The sequence below is a fragment of the Nocardia panacis genome (assembly GCF_003598715.1).
Lineage (GTDB): Bacteria > Actinomycetota > Actinomycetes > Mycobacteriales > Mycobacteriaceae > Nocardia > Nocardia panacis.
Genome location: NZ_QZFU01000016.1, coordinates 1 through 24,874, shown reverse-complemented (window position 1 = coordinate 24,874; position 24,874 = coordinate 1). Strand labels below are relative to the sequence as shown.

The 24,874-nt window shown below is 67.5% G+C and carries 22 protein-coding genes and 1 tRNA gene; 13 read left to right on the top strand and 10 right to left on the bottom strand.

Features of this window, described 5'->3' with window-relative positions; translation table 11 throughout:
* Nucleotides 1-166: 166 nt before the first annotated feature.
* Nucleotides 167-751: a 50S ribosomal protein L25/general stress protein Ctc gene (locus D5S18_RS08340; protein ID WP_120039275.1), complete on the top strand. Its 585-nt coding sequence runs from the start codon at nt 167-169 to the stop codon at nt 749-751.
* 85 nt (nt 752-836) lie between these two features.
* Nucleotides 837-1,412, top strand: a complete 576-nt coding sequence (pth, locus tag D5S18_RS08335) for an aminoacyl-tRNA hydrolase (protein ID WP_120039274.1) — start codon at nt 837-839, stop codon at nt 1,410-1,412.
* Nucleotides 1,413-1,441: 29 nt separating this feature from the next.
* On the opposite strand, the gene D5S18_RS08330 is transcribed toward pth, so the two are convergent.
* Nucleotides 1,442-1,948 carry a pyridoxamine 5'-phosphate oxidase family protein gene (locus D5S18_RS08330; RefSeq protein WP_120039273.1) on the bottom strand — a complete coding sequence of 169 codons (507 nt, stop codon included), beginning with the start codon at nt 1,946-1,948 and terminating at the stop codon, nt 1,442-1,444.
* A gap of 98 nt (nt 1,949-2,046) precedes the next feature.
* On the bottom strand, nt 2,047-3,693 hold the full coding sequence (locus D5S18_RS08325) for a fatty acyl-AMP ligase (RefSeq protein WP_120039272.1): 1,647 nt from the start codon (nt 3,691-3,693) through the stop codon (nt 2,047-2,049).
* Nucleotides 3,694-3,930: 237 nt separating this feature from the next.
* Between D5S18_RS08325 and D5S18_RS34410 the strand changes: the two genes are divergently transcribed.
* Nucleotides 3,931-4,422 (top strand): hypothetical protein, encoded by a 492-nt coding sequence (locus D5S18_RS34410; protein WP_147403906.1) that lies wholly within the window; start codon nt 3,931-3,933, stop codon nt 4,420-4,422.
* Nucleotides 4,423-4,715: 293 nt separating this feature from the next.
* A complete protein-coding gene (gene miaB / locus D5S18_RS08320; RefSeq protein WP_120039271.1) occupies nt 4,716-6,218 on the top strand; it encodes a tRNA (N6-isopentenyl adenosine(37)-C2)-methylthiotransferase MiaB in 1,503 nt (500 codons plus the stop codon).
* A gap of 63 nt (nt 6,219-6,281) precedes the next feature.
* On the opposite strand, the gene D5S18_RS08315 is transcribed toward miaB, so the two are convergent.
* Entirely contained in the window at nt 6,282-7,451 is a 1,170-nt protein-coding gene (locus D5S18_RS08315; RefSeq protein WP_120039270.1) for an aminotransferase class V-fold PLP-dependent enzyme, read from the bottom strand.
* A 143-nt stretch (nt 7,452-7,594) separates the two neighbouring features.
* On the opposite strand from D5S18_RS08315, the gene egtA reads away from it, so the two are divergent.
* The 4 genes from egtA (at nt 7,595) to egtD (ending at nt 12,200) form a co-directional block, all read left to right on the top strand.
* Nucleotides 7,595-8,917 (top strand): ergothioneine biosynthesis glutamate--cysteine ligase EgtA, encoded by a 1,323-nt coding sequence (egtA, locus tag D5S18_RS08310; protein ID WP_120040362.1) that lies wholly within the window; start codon nt 7,595-7,597, stop codon nt 8,915-8,917.
* 90 nt (nt 8,918-9,007) lie between these two features.
* Complete coding sequence (gene egtB / locus D5S18_RS08305; protein ID WP_120039269.1) at nt 9,008-10,345, top strand: ergothioneine biosynthesis protein EgtB; 1,338 nt, start codon at nt 9,008-9,010, stop codon at nt 10,343-10,345.
* On the top strand, nt 10,345-11,235 hold the full coding sequence (gene egtC / locus D5S18_RS08300; RefSeq protein WP_120039268.1) for an ergothioneine biosynthesis protein EgtC: 891 nt from the start codon (nt 10,345-10,347) through the stop codon (nt 11,233-11,235). The genes egtB and egtC overlap by 1 nt, the downstream gene beginning before the upstream one ends.
* Nucleotides 11,232-12,200 (top strand): L-histidine N(alpha)-methyltransferase, encoded by a 969-nt coding sequence (egtD, locus tag D5S18_RS08295; protein ID WP_120039267.1) that lies wholly within the window; start codon nt 11,232-11,234, stop codon nt 12,198-12,200. Before egtC ends, egtD begins: the two co-directional genes overlap by 4 nt.
* A gap of 3 nt (nt 12,201-12,203) precedes the next feature.
* On the opposite strand, the gene D5S18_RS08290 is transcribed toward egtD, so the two are convergent.
* The 6 genes from D5S18_RS08290 to D5S18_RS08265 form a co-directional block, all read right to left on the bottom strand.
* Nucleotides 12,204-12,836, bottom strand: coding sequence for a DUF2461 domain-containing protein (locus D5S18_RS08290; RefSeq protein ID WP_120039266.1), 633 nt, complete (start codon nt 12,834-12,836; stop codon nt 12,204-12,206).
* A complete protein-coding gene (locus tag D5S18_RS08285) occupies nt 12,833-13,153 on the bottom strand; it encodes a hypothetical protein (protein WP_120039265.1) in 321 nt (106 codons plus the stop codon). Before D5S18_RS08285 ends, D5S18_RS08290 begins: the two co-directional genes overlap by 4 nt.
* Nucleotides 13,154-13,208: 55 nt before the next feature.
* The gene (locus D5S18_RS08280; RefSeq protein ID WP_120039264.1) at nt 13,209-13,457 is read right to left on the bottom strand and encodes a hypothetical protein; all 249 of its coding nucleotides are present in this window, start codon (nt 13,455-13,457) and stop codon (nt 13,209-13,211) included.
* 124 nt (nt 13,458-13,581) lie between these two features.
* Nucleotides 13,582-14,562: a ribose-phosphate diphosphokinase gene (locus tag D5S18_RS08275; protein ID WP_120039263.1), complete on the bottom strand. Its 981-nt coding sequence runs from the start codon at nt 14,560-14,562 to the stop codon at nt 13,582-13,584.
* The gene (glmU, locus tag D5S18_RS08270; protein WP_120039262.1) at nt 14,562-16,049 is read right to left on the bottom strand and encodes a bifunctional UDP-N-acetylglucosamine diphosphorylase/glucosamine-1-phosphate N-acetyltransferase GlmU; all 1,488 of its coding nucleotides are present in this window, start codon (nt 16,047-16,049) and stop codon (nt 14,562-14,564) included. Before glmU ends, D5S18_RS08275 begins: the two co-directional genes overlap by 1 nt.
* Nucleotides 16,050-16,129: 80 nt before the next feature.
* Nucleotides 16,130-16,200: transfer RNA gene (locus tag D5S18_RS08265), tRNA-Gln, on the bottom strand.
* Nucleotides 16,201-16,492: 292 nt separating this feature from the next.
* Between D5S18_RS08265 and D5S18_RS08260 the strand changes: the two genes are divergently transcribed.
* The 4 genes from D5S18_RS08260 (at nt 16,493) to D5S18_RS08245 (ending at nt 22,386) form a co-directional block, all read left to right on the top strand.
* Nucleotides 16,493-17,110, top strand: coding sequence for a TetR/AcrR family transcriptional regulator (locus tag D5S18_RS08260; RefSeq protein ID WP_239003625.1), 618 nt, complete (start codon nt 16,493-16,495; stop codon nt 17,108-17,110).
* Nucleotides 17,111-17,291: 181 nt separating this feature from the next.
* A complete protein-coding gene (locus tag D5S18_RS08255) occupies nt 17,292-17,939 on the top strand; it encodes a TetR family transcriptional regulator (RefSeq protein WP_120039260.1) in 648 nt (215 codons plus the stop codon).
* 101 nt (nt 17,940-18,040) lie between these two features.
* Nucleotides 18,041-21,703: a transcription-repair coupling factor gene (gene mfd, locus D5S18_RS08250; protein WP_239003624.1), complete on the top strand. Its 3,663-nt coding sequence runs from the start codon at nt 18,041-18,043 to the stop codon at nt 21,701-21,703.
* The gene (locus tag D5S18_RS08245; RefSeq protein ID WP_120039259.1) at nt 21,700-22,386 is read left to right on the top strand and encodes a nucleoside triphosphate pyrophosphohydrolase; all 687 of its coding nucleotides are present in this window, start codon (nt 21,700-21,702) and stop codon (nt 22,384-22,386) included. Before mfd ends, D5S18_RS08245 begins: the two co-directional genes overlap by 4 nt.
* A gap of 18 nt (nt 22,387-22,404) precedes the next feature.
* Here D5S18_RS08245 and D5S18_RS08240 read toward each other — a convergent pair whose 3' ends face one another.
* Complete coding sequence (locus D5S18_RS08240) at nt 22,405-23,052, bottom strand: hypothetical protein (RefSeq protein WP_120039258.1); 648 nt, start codon at nt 23,050-23,052, stop codon at nt 22,405-22,407.
* Nucleotides 23,053-23,626: 574 nt separating this feature from the next.
* Between D5S18_RS08240 and D5S18_RS08235 the strand changes: the two genes are divergently transcribed.
* On the top strand, nt 23,627-24,670 hold the full coding sequence (locus D5S18_RS08235; protein ID WP_120039257.1) for an alpha/beta hydrolase: 1,044 nt from the start codon (nt 23,627-23,629) through the stop codon (nt 24,668-24,670).
* Nucleotides 24,671-24,874 lie beyond the last annotated feature (204 nt).

The following is a 24,874-nucleotide window of genomic DNA, read 5'->3' as shown; positions in this document are numbered from 1 at the left end:
CGGCGAGGGTGATTCGCAACCTTGCGACACCGTGATCGACGCGGCCCGGCTTCGTGCCGTCCCCGCGCGGTCTTCGCCCGACGAGCAGACCAATGCGGTTCGGGAATTCCACCCTTTCCTTACCGCCACCCGCTGACAGCCGCAAGCCGGAGGAGTAGATCCAGCCATGTCCGATGTGAACGTTCTCGAGGCCACCGTCCGCACCGAATTCGGCAAGGGCGCCGCGCGCCGCACCCGCCGTTCGGGCAATGTGCCCGCCGTTCTCTACGGCCACGCCGCCGACCCGCAGCACCTCTCGGTGAACGCCCAGGAGTTCGCGGCGATCCTGCGCGAGCACGGCACCAACGCGGTGCTGAACCTCGTCATCGAGGGCAAGCAGCAGCTCGCCCTCACCAAGTCCGTTGTCGTGCACCCGATCCGGCGCTACATCGAGCACGCCGACCTGCTGATCATCAAGCGCGGCGAGAAGGTCACCGCCGACGTGCCGGTCACCCTGGTCGGCGAGGCCGCTGCGGGCACCCTGATCACCCAGGAGTCGACCACCCTGTCCATCGAGGCCGACGCGCTGCACCTGCCCGAGGCCATCGAGGTCTCCGTCGAGGGTATCGAGGCGGGCACCCAGATCACCGCGGGCGCCATCACGCTGCCCGCGGGCGTCACCCTGGCCACCGATGCCGAGATCCTGATCTTCAACGTCATCGCTTCCCCGGCCGCCGAGGCGGAAGCGGCCCCGGCCGAGAGCGCCGAATAATCTCCTGCGGCACAACCACGGAGGTCGAGTGAACGCCGCGCTGCCTGGAAACTCCAAAGGAGTGCCGGCTGGAAACCCTGGTGGCGTGACCCCGGGTGGACCCGCGCTCGTGATCGGACTCGGGAATCCGGGCTCGGAGTACGAGCGCACCCGCCACAATGTCGGTTTCCTGGTCGCCGATGTGCTCGCCGAGCGCGTCGGCGGCCGGTTCGCCGTGCACAAGAAGTCCGGTGCGGACCTGTTACAGGCCCGGCTGGACGGCCGCCAGGTGCTGATCGCCAAGCCGCGGTCCTATATGAATCTGTCCGGGCGGCCGGTGGCCGCGCTGGCCAAATTCTTCTCCGTGCCCCCGACCGAGGTGATCGTGGTGCACGACGAACTCGATCTGCCGTTCGGGGCCGTCAAGCTCAAGCGCGGCGGCGGCGAGGGCGGGCACAATGGCCTGCGCTCCATTTCCGCGGCGCTCACCACCAAGGATTATGTCCGCGCCCGCATCGGCATCGGCCGCCCGCCGGGCCGCCAGGATCCGGCGGATTTCGTGTTGAAGCCGTTCGCGACGCCGGAGCGCAAAGAGGTTCCGGTGATCGTCGAACAGGCTGCCGACGCCGTCGAGTTGGTCCTGCGCGTCGGCCTCGAGGCCGCGCAGAACCAGCTGCACTGAGCGGCGCTCGATTACGTTCAGCAGTACGCCTATTCGCTCGACTCGAAGCGGAACCGGGTCTGGGTGAATGGTTCTCCCTTTCCGAAGGCCAGAACCTTGTGTGGCGTAATGCCATAGACGCCCGCGACGACATCACCGGCCATGACGAATTCGCCGTCGCCGACTCGATAGTCCCAGTTCAACTTGGTCTTCCACAGTTGGGCGAGCGCGTTCAGCGTCTCGGTGTCGGTGACCCGAGTCGCGGCGCCCTCCACCACCACATCCAGGCCGCTGTTCATCAGGTCGGTGCCGGTGGTGAGAACGCAGTGCGGTTGGGCCGCCAGGTTTTTCGCCTTCTGCTCGCCGTGGCCGGTGGCGATGTGCAGGCGACCGGCGTACCAGATGGCGGGCAGCGGGGTGACGTGCGGGCGACCATCCCCGCGCACGGTGGACAGCCAGAACATCTCGGCCGCCACCAGCACGGCCTCGACCTCGGACCACTTGGGTGGCCGCGCGCCGGGGGAGCTGTAGCGCTGATCGAGTTCGGGTTTGGGCATGGGTCGCTCCTTCGGGTGCGCGGTCGTCTCGGTGATGTAGACCGCGCGTGCTAGGCGAATTCATCGGTGTGCGAAACGGGTGAACCCAGATGCCGGGCTCACCCCAGATGTACGGCGGTGGCCGCGCGGCGCAGCTTGCCCGAGGAGGTCTTGGGCAACGCGCCGGGTCCGAGCACCGCCACGGTGCGCGGCCGCACCCCGACCTCGGCGAATACGGTGTGCACGATATCGTGCTCTATCCGCCGCACCGCCACCGGATCCTGATGGTCGTTGCTCTCCACCACCACCGCGAAACTCTCCCGCTTCTGCCCGGCGTCGAGTCGCACGGCCACCGCGTTGCCCGGCCGCACGCCCGCCACCCGCTGGGCGGCCCGCTCGATATCGGTGGGGTAGATATTGCGGCCGCCCATGATGATGACGTCCTTGATCCGCCCGCACACCACGATCAGGCCCTCCTCGGTGAAGTAGCCGATATCCCCGGTGTCGAGCCAGCCGTCCGCGTCCTGCGCCGCGCGGAAACCGTCGACCGTCACATATCCGGAAGTCACTGCGGGACCGCGCAATTCGATGACCCCTACGGTGCGGACGGGCAGCGGACCGCGTTCGGCGTCGACCACTCGGCCCTCCAGATTGTCCACCAGGTAGCCCAGTGTCGGGAGTCTGCGCACCGTGCCCTGGTGCTGGTGCTCGATCTGCACCGGAACGGCCTTGCCCAGCGCCTCGAGCAGTTCGCCGTCCACCAGGTCGAGGACCTGGCCGTGGCCGGGATCCGGAATGGATACGGCCAGCGTGGTTTCCGCCATGCCATAGACCGGCGTGAGGGCGGCGGGGCCGAGTCCGAAACGCGCGCCTGCCACGGCGAGGCGATCCATGGTGTCCGGGTCGACGGGTTCCGCGCCGTTCCACATGTAGCGCACACAGCTCAGATCGAGCGAGCCCTGCTCGGCCTGCTCCAATCGGCGGGCCAGCAGCGAGTACGCGAAATTCGGTGCGGCGGTGACGGTTCCGCGATACTTGTGGATCAACTCCGCCCACAGCAGCGGTCGGGTGAGGAACTCCAGCGGCGTCACGCACACCACCTCGGCACCGAATTGCATGGGGACACTGAGGAATCCGACCATACCCATATCGTGGAACAGCGGCAGCCAGCTCACCATCACATCGTCGGCGGTCTGGAACTTCACCCGGTCGAACATGGCGTGCGCGTTGACGTGAAAATTGGCGTGCGTGATGCGCACCGCCTTGGGCGAGCCGGTGGAACCGGAGGTCAACTGCTGCAACGCGATATCGGATTCCGCGGTCGGGAGCGGATCGGTGTCCGCGCCCTCGGCGAGTCGGTCGACGCGCACCACGGTGATCCCGCGTTCGCGCAGCACCTGTTCGGCCGCCTCGAACGGAGTCCCGAGCACCACGGCCCGCGCCTGGATCATGTGCAGCACCGTCTCGGTGTCGCGCGCCCACACCAGCAGATCGGTGCGCGGGGTCGGCTGATGCAGCATGGTGATGGACGCGCCGCGCATCCAGATGGCCTGGCAGGCGGGCGCGATATCGAAGGGCAGTCCCGCGAGCACCCCGATCGCATCCCCGTGGCCGACTCCGGCCGCGGCCAGTGCGCCCGCCATGCGCCGCGCGATGCGATGGATCTCGCCCCAATCCCGGCGCAGCGGCGCGGTCGGTTCGCCCGTCACCAAACCCCTCGTCGACGTGCGGGCCGTCGCGTACATCTCGTCGGTAAACCTGCTCAACTGCGCACTCCTCACCTTGCCGACACAACCCGGCCCCTCCCACTATCCCGGCCCGGCCGCCGTGTGTTAACCCCCTTTTCGCTAGGGCCGGTGCTGCGTACACGTACGGGTGGCGGTCGCGGTTCAGTCCTGGAAGCACCGCCAGGCCCCTCGGCTGCTGCCGAGGGGCCTGGCGTGGTGGGTGCACCGGCTCGCGGATTTAGAGTCCGTGCCGGTGGTGCGACGGATTTTGAGTCCGTGCCCCACGATTCGATCGCGACTTTTCAGATCGCTCGTCTCGTCAGGGCGCACTTCGCGAGTGGCCGTGGTGACCGGATTTTGAGTCCGGGCCTCGGTGCTTCGGATTTTGAGTCCGTGCCCCGACCTGGTTCGTTGGCGACTTTTCAGATCGCTCGGCACCGGGATCGAGGCTCTCGCCACCATCTCGAGTTCTGTGCGGCGAAGGTTGGGCAGCCGGATTTTGAGTCCGGGCCGGATCAACGGATTTTGAATCCGCCCCCGAAGCGTGCGGTCACGATTTTTGAGATCGTCCGCCGCTCGAAGTCATCGCCGCTATCAAGTTGTGGTGCGGCGTCCATCGCATTCGGCTATCGGATTTTCAGTCCGCGCCGCGATTTCTCGGATTTTGAATCCGGCCCCGATTCGAGCCCGTTCGCGAATTTTGAATCCGCTCGCAACTCTTTCGAAGTTCTCGCCGCTTCTGAAGTTTTTGTTCCCTTCCGGGTATGAACCATACGGTATCGGATCGATTGCCGACCACGCAAGAGGGGAAACAGAAATCGATCCGATGAACTTTGCATATCGCCAATTCTGGGAATAGCCTATAGTGCGCGCGCAAGCCTCGGAATCGAAGCCGGTAGACGATTGCGGTGGCCGAAAAGTGCTATGCCAGTGAACATTCGGTGACTCCGGTGCCTGTCACCCACAGGATGCCCCGTGTTGTACCGATGTTTGCCTCATCATCGGTAGGTGAATTGCCACGAATTTTCCGGTCTCGCGCAAATGGCAGGAGACCGGTTAGTATGCGGAGTATGGGCTCGCGCACTTTTGAGGTCCGTACCTACGGTTGCCAAATGAATGTCCACGATTCCGAAAGACTGTCGGGACTATTGGAAGACGCCGGATATGTGGCCGCCGAACCGGGCGCGGTCGCGGATCTGGTGGTTTTCAATACCTGTGCGGTCCGGGAGAACGCGGACAATAAACTCTACGGAACTCTCGCTCACCTGGCCCCGGTCAAGTCGGACCGGCCCGGTATGCAGATCGCCGTCGGCGGGTGTCTGGCGCAGAAGGATCGCGAAACCGTCCTCGGCAAGGCGCCCTGGGTCGATGTCGTCTTCGGCACGCACAATCTCGCCGCGCTTCCGGTGCTACTGGAACGCGCCCGGCACAACAAGTCCGCCCAGATCGAGATTCTGGAATCGCTGTCGGCGTTCCCGTCCACGCTGCCCGCCAAGCGGGACTCCGCCTACTCCGGCTGGGTGTCCATCGCCGTCGGCTGCAACAACACCTGCACCTTCTGCATCGTGCCCGCCTTGCGCGGCAAGGAGATCGATCGCAGGCCCGGCGATATCCTCGCCGAGGCTCAGGCCCTGGTCGACCAGGGCGTCCTCGAAGTCACCCTGCTGGGGCAGAACGTCAACGCCTACGGCGTCAACTTCGCCGATCCCACCATCGAGCGCGATCGCTCCGCCTTCGCGAAACTGCTGCGGGCCTGCGGCGGCATCGAAGGCTTGGAGCGAGTGCGGTTCACCTCCCCGCATCCGGCCGAGTTCACCGACGATGTGCTGGAAGCGATGGCCGAGACGCCGAACGTGTGCCCGCAGTTGCATATGCCGCTGCAATCCGGCTCCGACCGGATCCTCAAGGCGATGCGGCGGTCCTACCGGCAGACCCGCTACCTCGACATCATCGCCAAGGCCCGCGCGCTCATGCCCGACGCGGCCATCACCACCGACATCATCGTCGGATTTCCGGGCGAGACCGAGGCGGATTTCGAGCAGACACTGGAGGTGGTCCGGCAGGCGCGATTCACCAGCGCCTACACCTTCCAGTACTCGACCCGGCCGGGCACACCCGCCGCGATCATGCCCGACCAGATCCCGAAGAAGGTGGTCCAGCAACGGTATGAGCGGCTGCTCGCCCTGCAGGAACAGATCTCGCTGGAGAACAACGAGGCCCTGGTCGGCGCCGAAGTCGAACTGCTGGTGGTCGACGGCGGGAAGAAGAACGCCGTCACCGCCCGCATGAGCGGTCGTGCCCGCGACGGCAGGCTGGTCCACTTCCGCGCGGGCGAGAACGCGGTGCGCCCCGGTGATATCGTCACCGCCGACATCACCGCCGCCGCACCGCACCACCTCATCGCGGACAACCCGCTGCGCGGGCATCGCCGCACCCGTGCCGGCGATGCGCACGAGGCGGGTCTCAAGCCCAAGACCGCCCCCATCGGTGTGGGTCTCGGCCTGCCGGGTATCGGCGCACCCGCGTCGGAACCCGCGCCGGTCTGCGGAACCGGCTGCTCCTGACCGCGACCGAAATGGCTTGCCGCCGCACGCGATCCACCCTATCGCGTGCGGCGGCAACCACTCTCACCGCAGCGCGGCCACCGCCGCGACGAACCGATCCAACTCCGGGTAGCTGACGAACGCGTGCGGCGAGGCCCGCAGCACCGAGGCCAATCCGCGTCTATTCATATCCAGCAGTGTCGAACTCGCATGACTGACCGTGAGGGTTATCTCCTGCTCCGCCAATCGATCCCGCACCCGAGTCGACTCGAGCCCATCCACCGTGAACGACACGATGCCTGCCCGCCGGGCGCCCAGGTCGCGCACCGTCACACCGGCTATCTCCGGCAAGGCTTTTCGCAGATACTCCGCCCGCGCGGCGATGGCGGCGTAGACCTGCTCCGGTCCCAGCTCGAGCAGATACTCCACCGCCGCACCGAGTCCGAGCCGTCCGGCGATATCGGACTCCCAGAATTCGAATCGGGTCGCGTCCTCGGCGATGCGGTACTCCTGCGGTGCGGTCCAGGTCGCGCTGTGCAGGTCGAGTCGCTGCGGTTCCAGCGCCAGATCCGGTCGCACATAGAGGAATCCGGTGCCGCGCGGCCCGCGCAGCCATTTGCGTCCGGTGGCCGAGAGCGCGTCGACGCCGAGTTCGGCGACATCGATGGCCAACTGTCCGGTGGACTGGCAGGCGTCGAGCAGCACCAGCGCGCCGACGCGGTGCGCGATGCGGGTGGCCTCGGCGACGGGATTGACCAGACCGCCATTGGTCGGAACATGCAGCAGCGAAACCAGTTTCACGCGTTCGTCGATCATGGCCGCGAGTGCGTCGAGGTCGAGTTGCCCGCTGGGATCGTCCGGGATCGGTTCGACCGTCGCGCCGGTGGCGCGGGCGCGGTGCAGCGCGGCAATGGCATTGGCGGCGTAGTCCGCGCCGGAGATGAGGATCCGGTCGCCCTCCCGCAGCGGCACCGCGTAGAAGAAGTCGGTCCACGCCCTGGTGGCGCTGTCGTTCAGGGCGATACTCGCCGGCGCGGCATTGATGAGCCTGCCGATGGCGGCTTTGACGCCGTCGAGCGCGTCGAGCCGCTCCTGCGCGGCGCGATATCCGCCGACCTCGGCCTCTCTTCGCAAGTGGGTGACAACCGTCTCGGTGACGATTCGCGGGGGCAGCGAGGACCCCGCACTATCCAGGAAAACCAGCCCTGCGCCGACGCCTGGCGTCTCGGCGCGCACCTGTACCTCATCCAGCATGCGGCTGACCGTACCGCCTGCCAGGTGCGCAGTCGTCCCATCTTTTGGGGATATCTGTTAAGCATCCCGTCACAAATCTCTGACGGTTTCTTGTCGGTCTGTCTGGCTACCCTGATTGGACGCGCACCATGATGGAGGTCGACATGTCCGTCACGCTCGAACATCAACAGCCCGTCGCGGGCGCGGCGGCTTCGGGCGAGCTGTCCAGCCGCGCCGCCGCCGAGGCCTATATCGGCAAGATCTGTTTCAAACAGGGGCCACCGCGACTCATCGGCGCGGAACTGGAGTGGCTCACGGTGCAGGGTGAGTGTTCCGCCGCAGGCCCATCGGCCGCCCCCCGTCCCCAGCTCACCGCCCTGGCGGACGCTCTCGGACCGTACGCACCGAGGTCCATCGCCCCCGAATCTCCGGCACTTCCGCTGCCGGGTGGCAGCCGGGTCACCATCGAACCCGGCGGTCAGATCGAACTCTCGAGCTCCCCCTACGCCACCGCGTCCCAATTGTGCGACGCACTCGGCTCCGACGCCCGCATGCTGCGGGTGCTGCTCGATTCCCGCGCCATTCGCACCGTCTCGGCCGCCGCCGACGCCGATCGCCGCGCCAAACGCCTGCTTCGCCTGCCGCGCTACGGCGCGATGGAGCGCTCCTTCGCCGGTATCGGCCCCTTCGGCAAGCTGATGATGTGCAATACCGCCGCCACCCAGGTCAGCGTGGACGCGGGCGGTGATCGCGCCGAGGTCGCGGCCCGCTGGATCGCCCTCTACGCCATGGGTCCGGCGTTGGTGGCCGCCTTCGCCTGCTCACCCGCGCTGCGCGGTGCGCCCGCGGGCGCTTGGGCCTCGCAGCGCATGCGGGCGTGGCTGCGGTTGGACACTGCCCGTACCCGCCCACCGGTCCAGGACTGGACCGATCCGGTCGCCTCCTACGGCCGCTGGGCGCTGGATGTGCCGCTGCTGTGCGTGCGCGGCCCGGATGGCGGGTCCGACTGGGCGGCCCCGCCCGGCGCGACCTTCGCCGACTGGCTCTCCGGCGCACTGGACGACGAGGTGGGCCGCCGCCCCGACAGCGACGATCTCGACTATCACCTGACGACGCTTTTCCCACCGGTCCGCGCCGCGGGCCACCTGGAGGTCCGCTATCTGGACGCCCAGCCGGGCGGGGCGTGGACGGTGCCGATCCATCTCTTCGACGCCCTGCTCGCCTCGCCCGAACTGGTGGCGCGGGCGACGGCGGTGGCCGCGCCGGTCGCCGGGCGCTGGTTGGACGCGGCCCGAAACGGTCTGGCCGATCCGGAGATTCGCGCGGTCGCGGTCGCGCTGCTGGAACTCGCGGCCGGGCATGCGCGCTCGCGGGCCGCCGCGGCGGAACTGGACGCCGCCGTGCACCGATGTCGCCGCGGCCGCACGCCGCGCGAGGAGTTCGCCCTGTGTCGCGCCGGATCCGGTAACGGAACGGGCGGCCCGTGACCTGCGGCCCCGGACCACCGGGAGCCGCATAGGTTCTGCTTCCGCTACCGCCGCGTCGCGGCCGATCCCCAGCCCGGAAAGAGCTCCGCCATGACCATCCCCTCCGCCACCGACCATGCCGCGACCGAGCGCCTGCGCGCCGAGATCGCCGAGGTGCTCGCCCGAGCCCGCCGCCGCACCGCCACCCTCACCGATTGTCTGGACGAGGCCGAACTGCTCGCCCAGCACTCCCGCCTGATGAGTCCTCTGGTTTGGGATCTCGCGCATATCGGCAATCAAGAGGAACTGTGGTTGGTTCGCGATGTCGGCGGCCGCGAACCCGTTCGCGACGATATCGACCATCTCTACGATGCCTTCCGGCACGCGCGCGCGGATCGTCCGGCGCTGCCGCTGCTCGATCCCGGCCAGGCCCGCGGCTATGTCGCGACGGTGCGGGAGAAGGTGTGGGATGTGCTGGGGGCCAGTGCGCTGCGCGGCGCGGCGCTGCTCGATGGCGGTTTCGCCTTCGGCATGATCGCCCAGCACGAACAGCAGCACGACGAGACCATGCTGGCCACCCACCAGTTGCGGACCGGCGCCGCCGTGCTCGCCGCCGCCCCGCCGCCGACCGCCTCGATGCCGGTCGGCGGTGAGATCATCATTCCCGCAGGCGAATTCACCATGGGCACCTCGACCGATCCGTGGGCGCTGGACAATGAGCGACCCGCGCATCGGGTCGACCTGCCCGCCTACGCCATCGATGCGGCCCCGATCACCAATGCGCAGTATCTGGCCTTCATGGCCGACGGCGGCTACGAGCGGTCCGAACTCTGGTCGCAGCGCGGTTGGGCGCATCGGCAGGAGGCCGGTCTGGTCGCCCCGCAGTTCTGGGAGCGCGACTCGGACGGTCAGTGGTGGCGGCGGGCCTTCGGTGTCGTGCACCCGCTGCGGCCGAAACAGCCTGTGCTGCATGTCTGCTGGTTCGAGGCGGAGGCGTACGCCAAGTGGGCGGGCAAGCGGCTGCCCACCGAGGCGGAGTGGGAGAAGGCGGCGCGCTTCGATCCCGCGACCGGGGCGTCGCGCCGATTCCCTTGGGGTGCGGCCGAACCCGATGCCGCGACCGCGAATCTCGGTCAGCGCCACCTGGAACCGGCCGAGGTCGGGGCGTATCCGGCGGGTGCCTCCCCTGCCGGTGTGCACCAACTCATCGGCGATGTCTGGGAGTGGACCGCCTCGGGATTCGAGCCCTATCCGGGCTTCCGTGTCTTCCCCTATCGGGAATATTCGGAGGTCTTCTTCGGCGGGGACTATCGGGTGCTGCGCGGTGGTTCGTTCGGCACCGACCCGGTCGCCTGCCGAGGCACCTTCCGCAATTGGGACCATCCGATCCGCCGCCAGATCTTCGCGGGTTTCCGACTCGCGCGCGACCTGCGGGCGGGTGAGCGCTGATGTGCCGCCATATCGGATACGTCGGTGCACCGCTGCCGGTCGGGGAAATCCTCACGCGCGGAACGCATTCCCTGCGCGTGCAGTCCTACGCACCCGCCGAGATGCGCAGCAGGGCGCGGGTGAATGCCGACGGATTCGGCGCGGCCTGGTGGCATCCGGCCTCCGGTGGCGCCGGTTCGCAGGGGCAGCGCAATGGCCACCCGCGTGTGGTGGCTGCCCGGTATCGCAATGCCGCGCCGATCTGGACCGATCCGGCGGTGGACGAGGTTCTGGTGCAGTTGGTCTCGCGCGGGATACTCGGCGCGATCCGCTCCGCGACCTCGGGCATGCCGGTGGAGCGCGCGGCCTGCGCGCCATTCGTGGACGGCGTGTGGGCCTTCAGCCACAACGGCCACGTCCCCGACTGGCGGGCGGTGCTCACCGCGGTCTGCGCCGACCTGGACGCGCTGGCGCTGCGGGCGGGCTCGGCCGGACTGTTCGCCGCCGAATTACTGCTCACCGCCGAATCGCCGACCGATTCCGCGACGGTGTGGACCCTGCTCGCGCGGCTGCTGCGCGCCGAATTCGTCGCGGGACCGGCCGAGGCGCTGCGGCTGCTGTGCGCGGCCATCCTCGCGCACGCGCCGACCTCGCGGTTGAACTTCCTGCTCAGCGACGGCGAAACCCTCTGGGCCACAACGGTGCACCATTCGCTCTACGCACTCCTCACCCCCGAATCGGCCATCCTGTCCTCCGAACCCTACGACGACGATCCCGCCTGGCTACCCATCGAAGACAGACAGCTCGTGTGCGCCCGACCGGGCGAGCTGTCCAGCACACCGCTCGCGGCGGAGCCGAATGATCCGGCCGCCCAGCGCGATTCCGTCCTCCGAAAGGGGCAAGCGCAATGACCGCACCTACCCTGGATATCCACCTGACCGACGCGGACCTCACCGCCGCGCTGCGCGACGATGCGAGAACCGGTCTCACCGCCAGCCCGAAGTGGTTGCCGCCCAAGTGGTTCTACGATGCGCGCGGTAGCGAGCTGTTCGAGATGATCACCGAACTGCCGGAGTACTATCCGACGCGCACCGAGCGCGCCCTGCTGGAGCGGGTGGTGGGGGAGATCGCGCGACTCGCCAGGGTCGACGCGCTGGTGGAGCTGGGTGCGGGTTCGGCGGCCAAGACCCGGCTGCTGCTGTCCGCGCTCACCGCCGGTGGTTCATTGAAAACATATGTGCCGCAGGATGTCTCGTCCAGCGCCCTGCACGACGCGGCCGAGCAGATCGCCGCGGAGTTTCCCGGCCTCGCGGTGCGGGGCGTGGTCAGCGATTTCACCGACACCCTGCGCAACCTGCCCGGCGGCGGCCGCCGCATGATCGCCTTCCTCGGCGGGACCATCGGCAACCTGGTCCCGGCCGAACGCGCCGAATTCCTCGCGGGCATAAGGGATGTGCTCGAACCCGGCGAACTGCTGCTGCTCGGCGCGGGCCTGGTGATCGACCCGAATGTGCTCGTCCCCGCCTACGACGACGCGGCGGGTGTGACCGCCGAATTCAACCGCAATGTGCTGCACGTGCTCAATACCCGCCTCGGCGCGGACTTCCGCCCGGAGCGCTTCGAGCACGTCGCGGTCTGGGATCCCGAACGACTGTGGATCGAAATGCGTTTGGTCGCGACGGAGGAGATGACCGTCCACCTGCGCGAGCTGGACCTGACCGTCCACTTCGCCGCGGGCGAACAACTGCGCACCGAGATCTCGGCCAAATTCCACCTCGACGGCCTGGCGAAGGAACTCGCCGCGGCGGGCTTCGCCACCGACCACGTCTGGACCGACCCGGACCACCGCTTCGCACTGCTCCTAGCCAGGGCTTGAGTTCTAACCGACGACGGCGGACAACCAATCGATGAAGGGCCGCATGGACTCCCACGCCTTGCGGACCTCCTTGCCCGCGCGCGGCGTCGCCACCCAGTCGGGGCCGCCGAAGCTCTTGCCCGCGGTGAGGGACTTGTGTCGGAGCAGGTCGATGCGCGGGTGGTCCGCGTCGTAGCCCTTGGGTTTGGTCTTGAGTTGTTCGCCGTCGACGTCGAACCCGGCCTTGCGCAAACCGGCCAGGATGGTCTCGAGTTCGGCGCCGCGCGCCTGCTCGGCCACGGTGGTGCGGAAGCGGGCGATCTGCTCGGGCGAACCCTGGTAGAAGCCGCCGCCCACGTACAGGCCGCCCGCGCCGAGCTGCACATACCAGCCGCAGCCCGGCGCGGTGCCGACCACCGCGCCCTGCGCGGTCTTGTACGGCGACTTGTCCTTGGCGAAGCGCACGTCACGATAGGGGCGGAAGATCTTGGCGGTGCCGAAATCCGCCTCCAGATCGGCGGCCAGCGCCTTCATCGGCGCGAGGACGGATTCGTCGTAGACATGCTTGTGCGCGGTCCAGAAGGTCTTGGAATTGTCGGCCTCGAGATCCTCGTAGAAGTCCAGGCCGGCCAAGGGGAAACCGCGGAATTCCGTCATACCCGGAAACCTACTCCGGTACCGCCGTCGCGCAGCTCGGAGTGGTAGTAGAGCAGGCCGAGCACCGTGCCGCCCACCAGTGCGAGCACGGAGGTGAGGGCGGCCCACTTGCCCAGCGATTCGCCCCGGTGGTGTCCGAGCCAGCCGAACAGTATCCCGGCCGGTCCGAACAGCAGCGGGCAGAACAGCAGGGCCAGCGCGGCGCACCCGAAGGCGGTCAACGACATGGTCTGCCTGCCGAGCCGCCGCAGCGGACCCTCGTCGGGCGGGTAGAGATCGTCGTCGGGTGGGCGTTCCGCGCCGGACGGCGTGCTCATGGCATCTCCTTGTCGTGCGTTCACCACATGGGTACCACGGCGCACCGAGCGCGCCTCAGAGCTGGTCGTCGTTCACGATCTCCACGGCCGCGACCTCGGCGGGACGATTGTCCTCGACCTCGCCGTCGCGCTCGGTCCACTCCTGTTCGAGTTCCTCCTCGATGCCGAGGCGGCCCTCGTCCTGGTCTTCCCGGTCGGCGATATCCAGGTCGTGCGGTGGATCCTCGATGTAGCGCTCGTACTCCCTGATCTCGTCGGCCTGCTCGTCGTCACCCATATCCATGTCGAGGGGATCGGTGTCCATGCCGCAAGTATCCCTCGCCCGGCCCGCGAAATCAGACAGGTGGGTATCGAAAAGACGGACCGGCGGTCATAAAGGAAACGGCGGTCGGGACCGTGGTCCCGACCGCCGTGACAGCTACGGCCGATCAGGCGTTGCCGTTGAAAAGCCCCGTCACCGAGCCGTTCTCGAAGACCTCGCGAATGGTGCGGGCCAGCAGCGGCGCGATGGACAGCACCGTCAGCTGCGGGAACTTCTTCTCCTCGCTGATCGGCAGGGTGTTGGTGACCACGACCTCCTTGGCCCCGCTGTTGGCGAGGCGCTCGGCGGCCGGATCCGACAGCACGCCGTGGGTGGCGGCGATGACGACATCGCCCGCGCCTGCCTCCTTGAGCACCTTGACCGCGCCCGCGATGGTGCCGCCGGTGTCGATCATGTCGTCGATCAGGATGCAGGTGCGGCCGTCGACATCGCCGACCACGCGGTTGGCCACGATCTGGTTGGGCACCAGCGGGTCGCGGGTCTTGTGGATGAAGGCCAGTGGCGAACCACCCAGCGAATCGGCCCACTTCTCGGCGACCTTCACCCGGCCCGCGTCGGGGGAGACCACGGTGATGTGCTCGAGGCTGTAGTTGTTGCGGACGTACTCCGAGAGCTGGATGAGCGCGTGCATGTGATCGACCGGGCCGTCGAAGAAGCCCTGGATCTGATCGGTGTGCAGGTCGACGGTGATGATGCGGTCCGCGCCCGCGGTCTTGAGCAGATCGGCGACCAGACGCGCGGAGATGGGCTCGCGGCCGCGGTGCTTCTTGTCCTGGCGGGCGTAGGGGTAGAAGGGCAGTACGGCGGTGATCCGCTTGGCCGAACCGCGCTTGAGCGCGTCGATCATGATCAACTGCTCCATCAGCCACTGATTCAGCGGCGCCGGAAAGCTCTGTAGGACGAAGGCGTCCGAGCCACGCACCGACTCCTCGAACCGGACGAAGATCTCGCCATTGGCGAAATCGCGCGCGGTCTGGGGGGTGACGTGGACATCCAGTTCCTTGGCGACCTGTTCGGCCAGCTCAGGATGAGCGCGTCCCGCGAAGAGCATCAAGTTCTTCTGGTTATCGATCCATGACGCGGTCACTACTGTTTGCCATCCTTTTGCTCGATTGCCTTGCTCGATACCTCATTGGCCGCGATGGCTTCCGCCGCCGCGCGTGCCGACTCCGTTCCCGGACGGAATCGCTGCACCCAGCCCTCGATGTTTTTTTGTGGTCCACCGGATACCGCGAGTGCCCCCGGTGGAACGTTTCTGCGCAGTACAGTACCCGCTCCGGTATAAGCTCCGTCACCCACGGTCACCGGTGCGATGAACATTGTGTCGCTTCCGGTGCGCACATGCGACCCCACCGTGGTGTGCTGTTTGCGCACCCCGTCGTAGTTGACGAAAACACTGGATGCGCCGATGTTGCTGTACTCGCCGATGGTGGCATCGCCGACATAGGTCAGATGCGGAACCTTGGAGTGCGCGCCGATGCTGGCGTTCTTGGTCTCGACGAACGCGCCCAGCTTCCCCGACGTGCCGACCACGGTGCCGGGCCGCAGATAGGTGAACGGGCCGACGGTGGCGTCCGCGCCGATGGTCGCGCCGGTGCCGTGGGTGCGCACCACCTGCGCGCGCTCGCCCACCACCACATCGGTCAGGGTGCAGTCCGGGCCGATCTCGGCGTCCTCGCCGATGACGGTGCCGCCGAGCAGTTGGACGCCGGGCCGCAGGACGACATCGCGGCCGATCTGCACATCCGCGTCCACCCAGGTGGTCGCCGGGTCGATGACGGTGACTCCCGCACGCATATGGCGCTCGAGCAGGTAGCGGTTGAGAGTGGCTGCGGCATGGGCCATTTGGACCCGGTCGTTGACGCCGGTGACCTTGGCGGCGTCGACCAGGCGCGCGCCGTGCACCGGATGTCCGGCCTCGTGCGCCAGCCGCAGCACATCGGTGAGGTACAGCTCGTGCTGGGCGTTGGCGGTGGACAGGCGGGCCACCATGGTGCGCAGCACCTGGGCGTCGAACACGTAGACGCCGGAATTGACCTCGTTGATCGCGGCCTGCTGCGGGGTGGCGTCGGCATGTTCGACGATGGCGACGACATGGCCGTGGGCGTCGCGCACGATCCGGCCGTAGCCGTTGGGATCCTCGGGGACGAAGGTGAGCACGGTGACCGCCGATCGCTCGGGATAACTGCGGTGTTCGTCGAGGAGTGCGGAAAGGGTGTGCCCGTCGAGCAGGGGCACGTCGGCGGAGGTGACGACCAGGTCGCCGGAGAACTCGGCGGGCAGCGCGTCCAGCGCGCACCGCACCGCGTGTCCGGTGCCCAATTGTCGCTCCTGGACCGTGCATTCGATCTCGCGGTCGAGTTCGTGCCCCACCTCGGCGACCGCCGCTCCGACCTGGTCGCGATCGTGGCCGATCACGGTGATGAGGTGGGTGGGGTCGATCTCGGCGGCCGCATGCAGCGCGTGCGCCAGCATGCTCCGGCCGGCCAATGAATGCAGAACCTTGGGGGTCTTCGACCGCATTCGTGTCCCGGCACCGGCTGCGAGAACGACGACGGCGGTCTGCTGTGGCATGGATCTCCCTCGGCTGCCTGTCATCGAGCGGGCTGCGCGGTCGGTCTGAGTTCGCTGTGCGTGGTTCAGCGTGCCGTGTGCTCCGCCGCCAGGACTCGAACCTGAACTATCTGAACCAAAATCAGAGGTGCTGCCATTACACTACGGCGGATTGTCACACCGGCGGATCTGGCTCTGCTGGACGAGGACCCGAGCCGCCGCTGTGCCGAGGCACGGCATGAATCCTCGCACGACTACCTCCCTTACGTCGAACCGCCTGCCGGAATCCGCCATCGCGCACCCGCGAACTGGGCCTGCGCGGGTCTCGGGGTCATTGGGCGACCGATCGGTCTGTCTGCCAGAGTTGACGGCGACGATGCAGTTGGGCCGGCAGGAAGAGGGGCGGATCTTTGTCCTCAGGTGAGATGCGGTCTTCGGGTGAGGCGCGGGCGCCGAGACCGCGTATGACGGGCACACAGCGGCGGCAGCAGCTGATCGAGATCGGCCGGGCGCTGTTCGCCGAGCGCGGCTACGACGCCACCTCGATCGAGGAGATCGCCCAGCGTGCCCAGGTCTCCAAACCCGTTGTGTACGAACACTTCGGCGGGAAGGAGGGGCTGTACGCGGTGGTGGTGGACCGGGAGATGTCCATGCTGCTGGACATGATCGCCTCCTCGCTGACCCAGAATCGCTCCAGGGTGCGGCTCGAACAGGTGGCGCTGGCGCTGCTGACCTATATCGAGGAGCGCACGGACGGTTTCCGCATCCTGGTCCGCGATCAGCCCGCATCCGCCTCCGAGGGGCGCTACTCGAGTCTGCTCAATGAGGCGGTGAACCAGGTCGCCCACATTCTGGCCGGGGATTTCGGGCGTCGCGGCTTCGATGCCGGCCTGGCCACCCTCTACGCGCAGGGACTGGTCGGCATGGTTTCCACGGCTGCTACCTGGTGGCTGGACGAACGTCAACCGCCGAAGGAGGTGGTGGCGGCGCATCTGGTCAATCTGTGCTGGAACGGTTTGCAGCATCTGGAGGCCGACCCCCAGCTCATCAGTTCGGAATGGCGGACCGGTTCCTCGGACTGACCACGCGTGTTAACCAGTGAATTGCTATCGGGCTCGGGCCGAATGCTCGAATTGCCGGGTGGGCGGGCGGCTGGTGGTACGGTTCACGCATCCTCTGGGTGCTGTTCGGGTGGTATGTAGGTCAACTCCGGGATGTCGGTCTACTTCAGGATGGCTGGTTTTTGGATGACAGGCGGATCTGATGGCTAGGCAAGCGCGCGCGGAGATCACCCGCGACTCCGTCCTCGCGGGCGCGGCCGACGTCTTTCTGCGGCTGGGGTATGCGAACGCGAGCCTGAGCGAGATCATTTCGCAGTCCAACGTGACCAAGGGCGCCCTCTACTTCCACTTCGGCTCGAAGGAGGAGTTGGCCCGCGCCGTGGTCGATCAGGGCAATGAGCGGCTGGTCGGCTCCTGCCAGGGCTTTTTCGACCCTCGGGTGCCCGCCCTGGAAGCCTGCATCGGCATCACCTACGTGGTGGCCGACCTGTCGATGAACGATCCGATGGTCGGCGCGATGCTCAAACTCACCCACCAAATCGGCGACTATCGGGGCGCTCAGGGCGAGAACATCACCAAGACCTGGGGCGATACCTATCGGCTGCTGGCCGAGCGCGCCATCGCCCAGGGCGATCTGCAGGACGATCTCGATCCCGAGGTCGTCGGCGTACTGCTGCAGGAGGTCACCTCCGGCGTGCACATCGTCGCGGTCGGCACCGAATCCATGGAGCAGATGGCCACCAGGATGGAGCGGGCCTGGCACTTCCTGCTGCCCTCGCTGGTGCCCGGCGAGAAACTGCCCTACTTCCGCGAATTCGCGGCGCGGCGACTGCGCCGCTACGTGCCCTGAGCAACCTGTAGCGGTTCGGCGCCGGGCGGTTGTCGGGGCGGTCGGTCCGAATGACTAGACTCGACTCGCCGCTCGAAACGCCGTGCTCAGGAGTCGTTCCCATGCCTCATAGTCCCTCGCAGGCGGAGCCTGGCAAGCCGTCGGCGCCGGAATCCGGTCGCCCGCCCCTGGCCGGCTTGGCGGCCGCCGCCGCGGCCGACTCGGCGCTGCGCACCGTGGACAGCCTCCTCGGCAAATCACCCGTGGAGTTGGTGGCTCCGTCGGCGGTGCGCCCGTTCGTCGCCGATATCGTCGCCGCGAAGCGGCCCCTGGTGGTGGTGACAGCCACCGGTCGCGAGGCCGACGATCTCACGGTCGAACTCCAGGAGATCCTCGGCGGGGCGGTCGCGCAGTTCCCCTCCTGGGAGACGCTGCCGCACGAGCGGCTCTCACCGGGCGCGGATACCGTCGGACGCAGGCTCGCCGTCCTGCGCCGACTGGCCCACCCCCACGACGAGGTATTTCCGGAGCCGCTGCGGGTCGTGGTCACCACGGTGCGCTCGCTCATGCAGCCCATGGCCCGCGGCCTCGGCGATATCGAACCGATCGTGCTGCGCGTCGGCGCCCGATTCGATTTCGACCAATTGCTCACCCGCCTGGTCGAATTCGCGTACACCAGGGTCGACATGGTCGGCAAGCGCGGCGAATTCGCGGTGCGCGGCGGCATTCTCGATCTGTTCCCGCCCACCTCGGATCATCCGGTGCGCGTGGAGTTCTGGGGCGAGGAGATCACCGAACTGCGTCCGTTCGCGGTGGCCGATCAGCGCTCGCTGCCCGAACTCGAGGTGGGTGCGGTGCTCGCCACACCGTGCCGGGAGCTGCTGCTCACCCCCGCCGTGCGGGCGCGGGCGGCGGAGCTGGCGGTGCAGAACGCCGCCGACGCCGCGCTGGTCGAGATGCTGGACAAGATCGCCGAGGGTCTGCCGGTGGAGGGGATGGAGGCGCTGCTGCCGGTGCTGCGGCCCGGCGAGCTCAAACTCCTCACCGACCTGCTGCCCGAGGGTGCGCACATCCTGCTGTGCGACCCGGAGAAGATCCGCACCCGCGCCGCCGATCTGGTGCGCACCGGCGCGGAATTCCTCGAAGCCTCTTGGACCGCTGCCTCTTTCGGCGGCGCGGCCCCGCTCGGCGGCCACGGACTCGATCTCGCGGCCTCCTCCTACCGCCCGCTGCCCGATATCCACGCCGCCGCGAACCGCAACGGACTGCCGTGGTGGACGCTGAGCCCGCTCACCTCCGGCGATCCGGCCGAGGTGGTGCTGCCGGTGCTGGCCGGTCCGGCCGCGCGCGGCTCCGAGGAACTGGTCGCCACCATCTTCGCCTCGCTGCGCGCGCATGTCGCCACCGGCGGCCGCGCGGTGGTGGTCGTCGCGGGACACGGTACGGCGCAACGCATTCTGGAGCGTCTCGGCGATGCCGACGTGCCCGCCGCCGCGCTGGCGGCAGGCGCAGCACCCCAGCCGGGTCTGGTCGGGGTGCTGTGCGGTTCCCTGCACGACGGCGTGATCTTCGATGACGCGGGTCTGGTGGTCGTCGCCGAATCCGATCTCACCGGCAACCGGGTCACCGCGCCGGGCGAGGGCAAACGGCTGCCCGCCAAGCGGCGCAACCAGGTGGACCCGCTGGCCCTGACGGCGGGCGATATGGTCGTGCACGATCAGCACGGCATCGGCCGCTTCGTGGAGATGATCGAGCGCACGGTGGGCGGCGCGCGCCGCGAATACCTGGTTATCGAATACGCGCCGGGCAAACGCGGCCAGCCGGGGGACCGCCTGTTCGTCCCGATGGAGTCGCTGGATCAGCTGTCCCGCTACGTCGGCGGCGAACTGCCCAGCCTGTCCAAACTCGGCGGTTCCGACTGGGCGAATACGAAACGCAAGGCGCGCAAGGCCGTTCGCGAGATCGCGGGCGAGCTGGTGCAGCTCTACGCGGCCAGGCAGGCCGCGCCGGGCCACGCCTTCGGCGCGGACACCCCCTGGCAGCAGGAGATGGAGGACGCCTTCGTCTTCACCGAGACCGTCGATCAGATGACGGCCATCGCCGAGGTCAAATCCGATATGGAGAAGCCGGTCCCGATGGACCGGGTGGTCTGCGGCGATGTCGGCTACGGCAAGACCGAGATCGCGGTGCGCGCCGCCTTCAAGGCGGTGCAGGACGGCAAGCAGGTCGTGGTGCTGGTGCCGACAACCCTGCTGGCGCAACAGCATTTGCAGACCTTCACCGAACGGGTCGCGGGCTTCCCGGTCACCGTCAAGGGGTTGTCCCGGTTCACCGATCCGGCGGAGTCGCGCGAGGTGATGGCGGGAATGGCCGACGGTTCGGTCGATATCGTCGTCGGCACCCACCGCCTGTTGCAGACCGGTGTCCGCTGGAAGGATCTCGGACTGGTCGTGGTCGACGAGGAGCAGCGTTTCGGCGTCGAGCACAAGGAGCACATCAAGGCATTGCGCACCCACGTCGACGTGCTGACCATGTCCGCCACGCCGATTCCGCGCACCCTGGAGATGAGCCTGGCGGGCATTCGGGAGATGTCGACCATCCTGACCCCGCCCGAGGAGCGCCACCCGGTGCTCACCTACGTAGGCGGGTACAACGACAAGCAGGTCACCGCGGCGATCCGCCGCGAACTGCTGCGCGACGGCCAGGTCTTCTACGTGCACAACCGGGTGTCCTCGATCGACAAGGCGGCCAAGCGCATTCGCGATCTGGTGCCCGAGGCGCGGGTGGTGGTCGCGCACGGCCAGATGCACGAGGACATGCTCGAACAGACTGTGCAGGGCTTCTGGGAGCGCGAATTCGATGTGCTGGTATGCACCACCATCATCGAGACCGGTCTGGACATCTCCAATGCCAACACCCTCATCGTCGAACGCGCCGACGCCCTTGGTCTTTCGCAGCTGCATCAGTTGCGCGGTCGAGTCGGGCGCAGTCGCGAGCGCGGGTACGCCTACTTCCTGTACCCGCCGGAGAAGCCGCTCACCGAGACCGCCTACGACCGGCTCGCCACCATCTCGCAGAACTCCGATCTCGGGGCGGGTATGGCGGTGGCCATGAAGGATCTCGAGATCCGCGGCGCGGGAAATGTGCTCGGGGCCGAGCAGTCCGGCCATGTCGCAGGCGTCGGATTCGATCTGTATGTGCGACTGGTCGGCGAGGCGGTGGAGGCTTATCGCGCCGCCGCCGACGGCAAACCGATCACCGTCGAGGAGCCGAAGGAGGTGCGCATCGACCTGCCGGTGGACGCGCACATCCCGCCCGACTACATCGCCAGCGACAGGCTGCGGCTGGAGGCGTACCGCAAACTCGCCTCCGCGCAGGACGATTCGGCGCTCGCCGCCGTGCTGGAGGAGTTGGTGGACCGCTACGGTCCGCTGCCCGTCGAGGTGGGCCGCCTGGTGTCGGTGGCCAGGCTGCGGCTGCTGGCCCGCGAATACGGTGTCACCGAGATCACCGTCACCGGAACGACGTTGAAGATCTCCCCGCTGCTGAACCTGCCCGACTCCAAACAGTTGCGGCTCAAGCGCATCTACCCGAGCGCCGCGTACAAGGCGGCCAGCGGGGTCGTGCAGTTGCCGCTGCCACGGGTGCGCGACAGCGTCGGGGCCGACCGGGTGCGCGATGTGGTGCTGCTGCAGTACGTCGCGGATCTGCTGCTGGCCCTGGACGGCAAAGCGCAGGGCGCGGTGGATCTTCGGGTGCCCACCGAGGTCGCGGCGGCCCGATGAGCGACGACGCCCTCGCGCGCCTGACCGCAGATCTGTCCGAGGCCGTCGAGGTAATGGATCGGCTGTGGCGCTTCGGCGGCTGGGAGGTCACCCAAACCCACGACTCGCTGCGTCCCTATCTGCTCGAGGAGACCTACGAACTGCTCGACGCCATCCAGCATGGCGAGGTCGAGACCATCAAGGAGGAGTTGGGCGACCTGCTGCTGCAGGTGCTGTTCCACTCCCGAATCGCCGAGGCGGCAGGGGAATTCACCGTCGGCGAGGTCGCGGCCGCGCTGGTGGCCAAATTGGTCAACCGCAGCCCGCACCTGTCGGATCCGCGGCCTCCCGCCGCCGCCTCCCGCGCGGAGAAGATCGCCGCGCAGGAACGCGCTTGGGAGCAGCGCAAATCCGAGGAGAAGGCGCGCCGCTCCTGTCTGGACGGTATCGCCATGGCGCAGCCCGCCCTCGCTCTCGCCGAGAAGGTGCGCACCCGCAGCGCCAAGGCGGGCCTGCCCGAGGACCTGATTCCCGAGGCCCTGCACACCGTGGTTCTCGGCGGGACGGACAGCGCCGAGGAGCGGTTGCGCAAGGCCACCTTGGCTTTCGCCGCTGCCATTCGCGCTGCCGAGGACGCGGCCGAAGCCGCGCGCGGCGCGCGCATCCCCTTGGCGCCCGCCGACTGGCGTGCGTACTGGGCCTGAACTCGCCGTGCGCGAGTCTCAGCGGCCCGCGACCACCGCGTCCACATGGGTGGCCAATGCCTTGGCGACCAGTTCCGATCCGGACTTCAAGTTCTGGAACAGGACCGGCGATTTGTAGTTGGCCCCGCCCCTGCTGCCGTTGTTGTCGCCCAGCGCGGAGACGGCGACGAAGAAATTGCTGATCCGGAAGGCCGTGACCACCTCACCCAGCTCATTGGTGACCCTGGTCGCCGAATAGGACTGCTCACCGATTCCCGCCTCCTGGGTGCCGCCGTCGTGCTCGCGGCTGACCTCGAAATAGCGCCTGACCGCGGCGACCGGATCCGGACCCAGCAGCATCTTGAAGGTCAGCGAGAGTTTGCGCCTGCGCGGTTCGCCGATCTCGATCGGTTGGTACGGTTGCGCCCGGCCCGGATAGCTCGCGAAGCAGGTGGTTCCCGCCGCATCGGTGCCGACCGCCGCGTATCGCGCGCCGACATCCTCGAAGCTCACCTCGGCCGAATAGAGTTTGCCCGCGAATTCCCGGACCGCCGCCTCGACCGGATAGGTCAGTGCCACACAGGATTTCGCCATGCCCTCGAATCGGGCCGGATCGGATTTCCCTGCCGCGCATCCGCTGCTCGCCAACAGGCAGGCGAGCAGCGCTGCCGTCAGTAGCCGCCGCATCACCGAAATCTCCGGTGCCGGTGGGAGATTGATCGCTGCAAGTTCGCTGCGCGGGTGGCATGTGCCACGAAATCTCCCGCGCCCCTGGTACATTCGTCCATCTGCGCTCCGTTCGGAGTATGCGAGCGTTTCAGGGTTTAGACGCGCGCGCAACCGGAACGGTTCCCGGTCGGGAAAATCTCGCGAACGTCGGATCGGACGGGTGCCTGCCGCGTACGCTGCGCGCCATGGACCTCATGTGGATCATCCCGGTCATCGGCGTCGTCAGCGCGGTGCTGATCGCCTACGGCTTCGTGGTGGGCTTCCCGAAGGACTGACTGTCACTCTCGCGTAGAACGGGGCTACTTTCGGGGCAAGGCGGGGCGCATATCGGGAAGGGGCGAACCTGAGCTTCGAGACCGAGGGGTGACGCACCCGGGCAGAATTCCTCGAAAAACGGGTCGCCGCCCGAATTTCAATCAAACCCACAGTGCGACACAGAATTACGCCTCGAACCGGATATATCCCCAGGGTTGGGACGGAGTTTGGATCCTCGGCCGGGACCGCTACGATTCGGCGGAAGAGAGGAGCGGGGATGGGCGTACAACCTCGGACCTGGGCGCGTATCGCGCTGGCGTCCGTACTGGCCGCACTGTCTATCGGTACGGGAGTCGATAGCGCTGCCGCGGACCCGAACCCGGTGCCGACCACGGTGAAGTCGCCCGACGGGTCGTATGTCGCGAAGGTGGAGGTCAAGGACCAGCGCAATTGGCGGATCTATATCGGCTCCGCGGCCATGGACGCCTTCATCCCGGTCGATGTACTGCGTCCCGCCGACACTTCGGTCCCGCGCCCCACGCTGTATTTGCTCAACGGCGCGGGCGGCGGCGAGGACGACGCGACCTGGCAGCGCAATACCGATGCCATGCAGTTCCTTTCGGACAAGGACGTCAATGTTGTCCAGCCGATCGGCGGCCAGTGGAGCTTCTACACCGACTGGCAACGCGATGATCCGGTGCTCGGCCCGAACAAGTGGAAAACCTATATCGCCGAGGAGCTTCCGCCGCTGATCGATGCCCAACTCGGCGCCAATGGCGTCAATTCCATGGCGGGCCTTTCGATGTCGGGAACCTCGGTGCTCAATTTCGCCATCGACTATCCGGGCAAATGGCGCAGCGTCGCGGTATACAGCGGTATCGCGCAGGTCAGCGATCCCATCGGTCAGCGCATGGTCAAGTTGACCGTGGAAACCTGGGGTGGTGGGGACACCCGGAATATGTGGGGGCCGAACGACAGTCCGCTCTGGCGGGCCAACGATCCGCTGCTGCAGGCCGAAAAACTGCGCGGCACCAACCTTTTCATCTCCACCGGCACCGGAATTCCGGGTGCGTACGATATTCCGGGCAATAAATTCCGCATGGAGGACCCGGAGGACACGCCAACGACCGTCGTGGTCGGCGCGGTGATCGAGGCGGGTGTCAACTGGTCCACCCACAATATGCAGCAGCGGTTGAACGAGTTGAACATTCCGGCCACCTTCGTCTACCGCGATACCGGCACACACTCGTGGGGCTACTGGCAGGACGACCTGCACACTTCGTGGCCGGTGCTGGCGCAGGGGCTGTACTCCGCGCCATAGGTAAACGACTCGCGGGCGTGGTGGTCGGTTGCGCCGGTGCGGTTCTCGGCTAGACCCTTCGACTCAGGCCCTAGTCCCAATGCCGCTCAGTTAGTGGGTTGGGCTGGGTGTCAAGTGGATCGTGTTGTCGTGCGCGTGGGGGCATGAGAGTAGGACAGCGGAACTACTGGTAGAGAGATCTTGTCCGCCAAGACAAACCGCTCA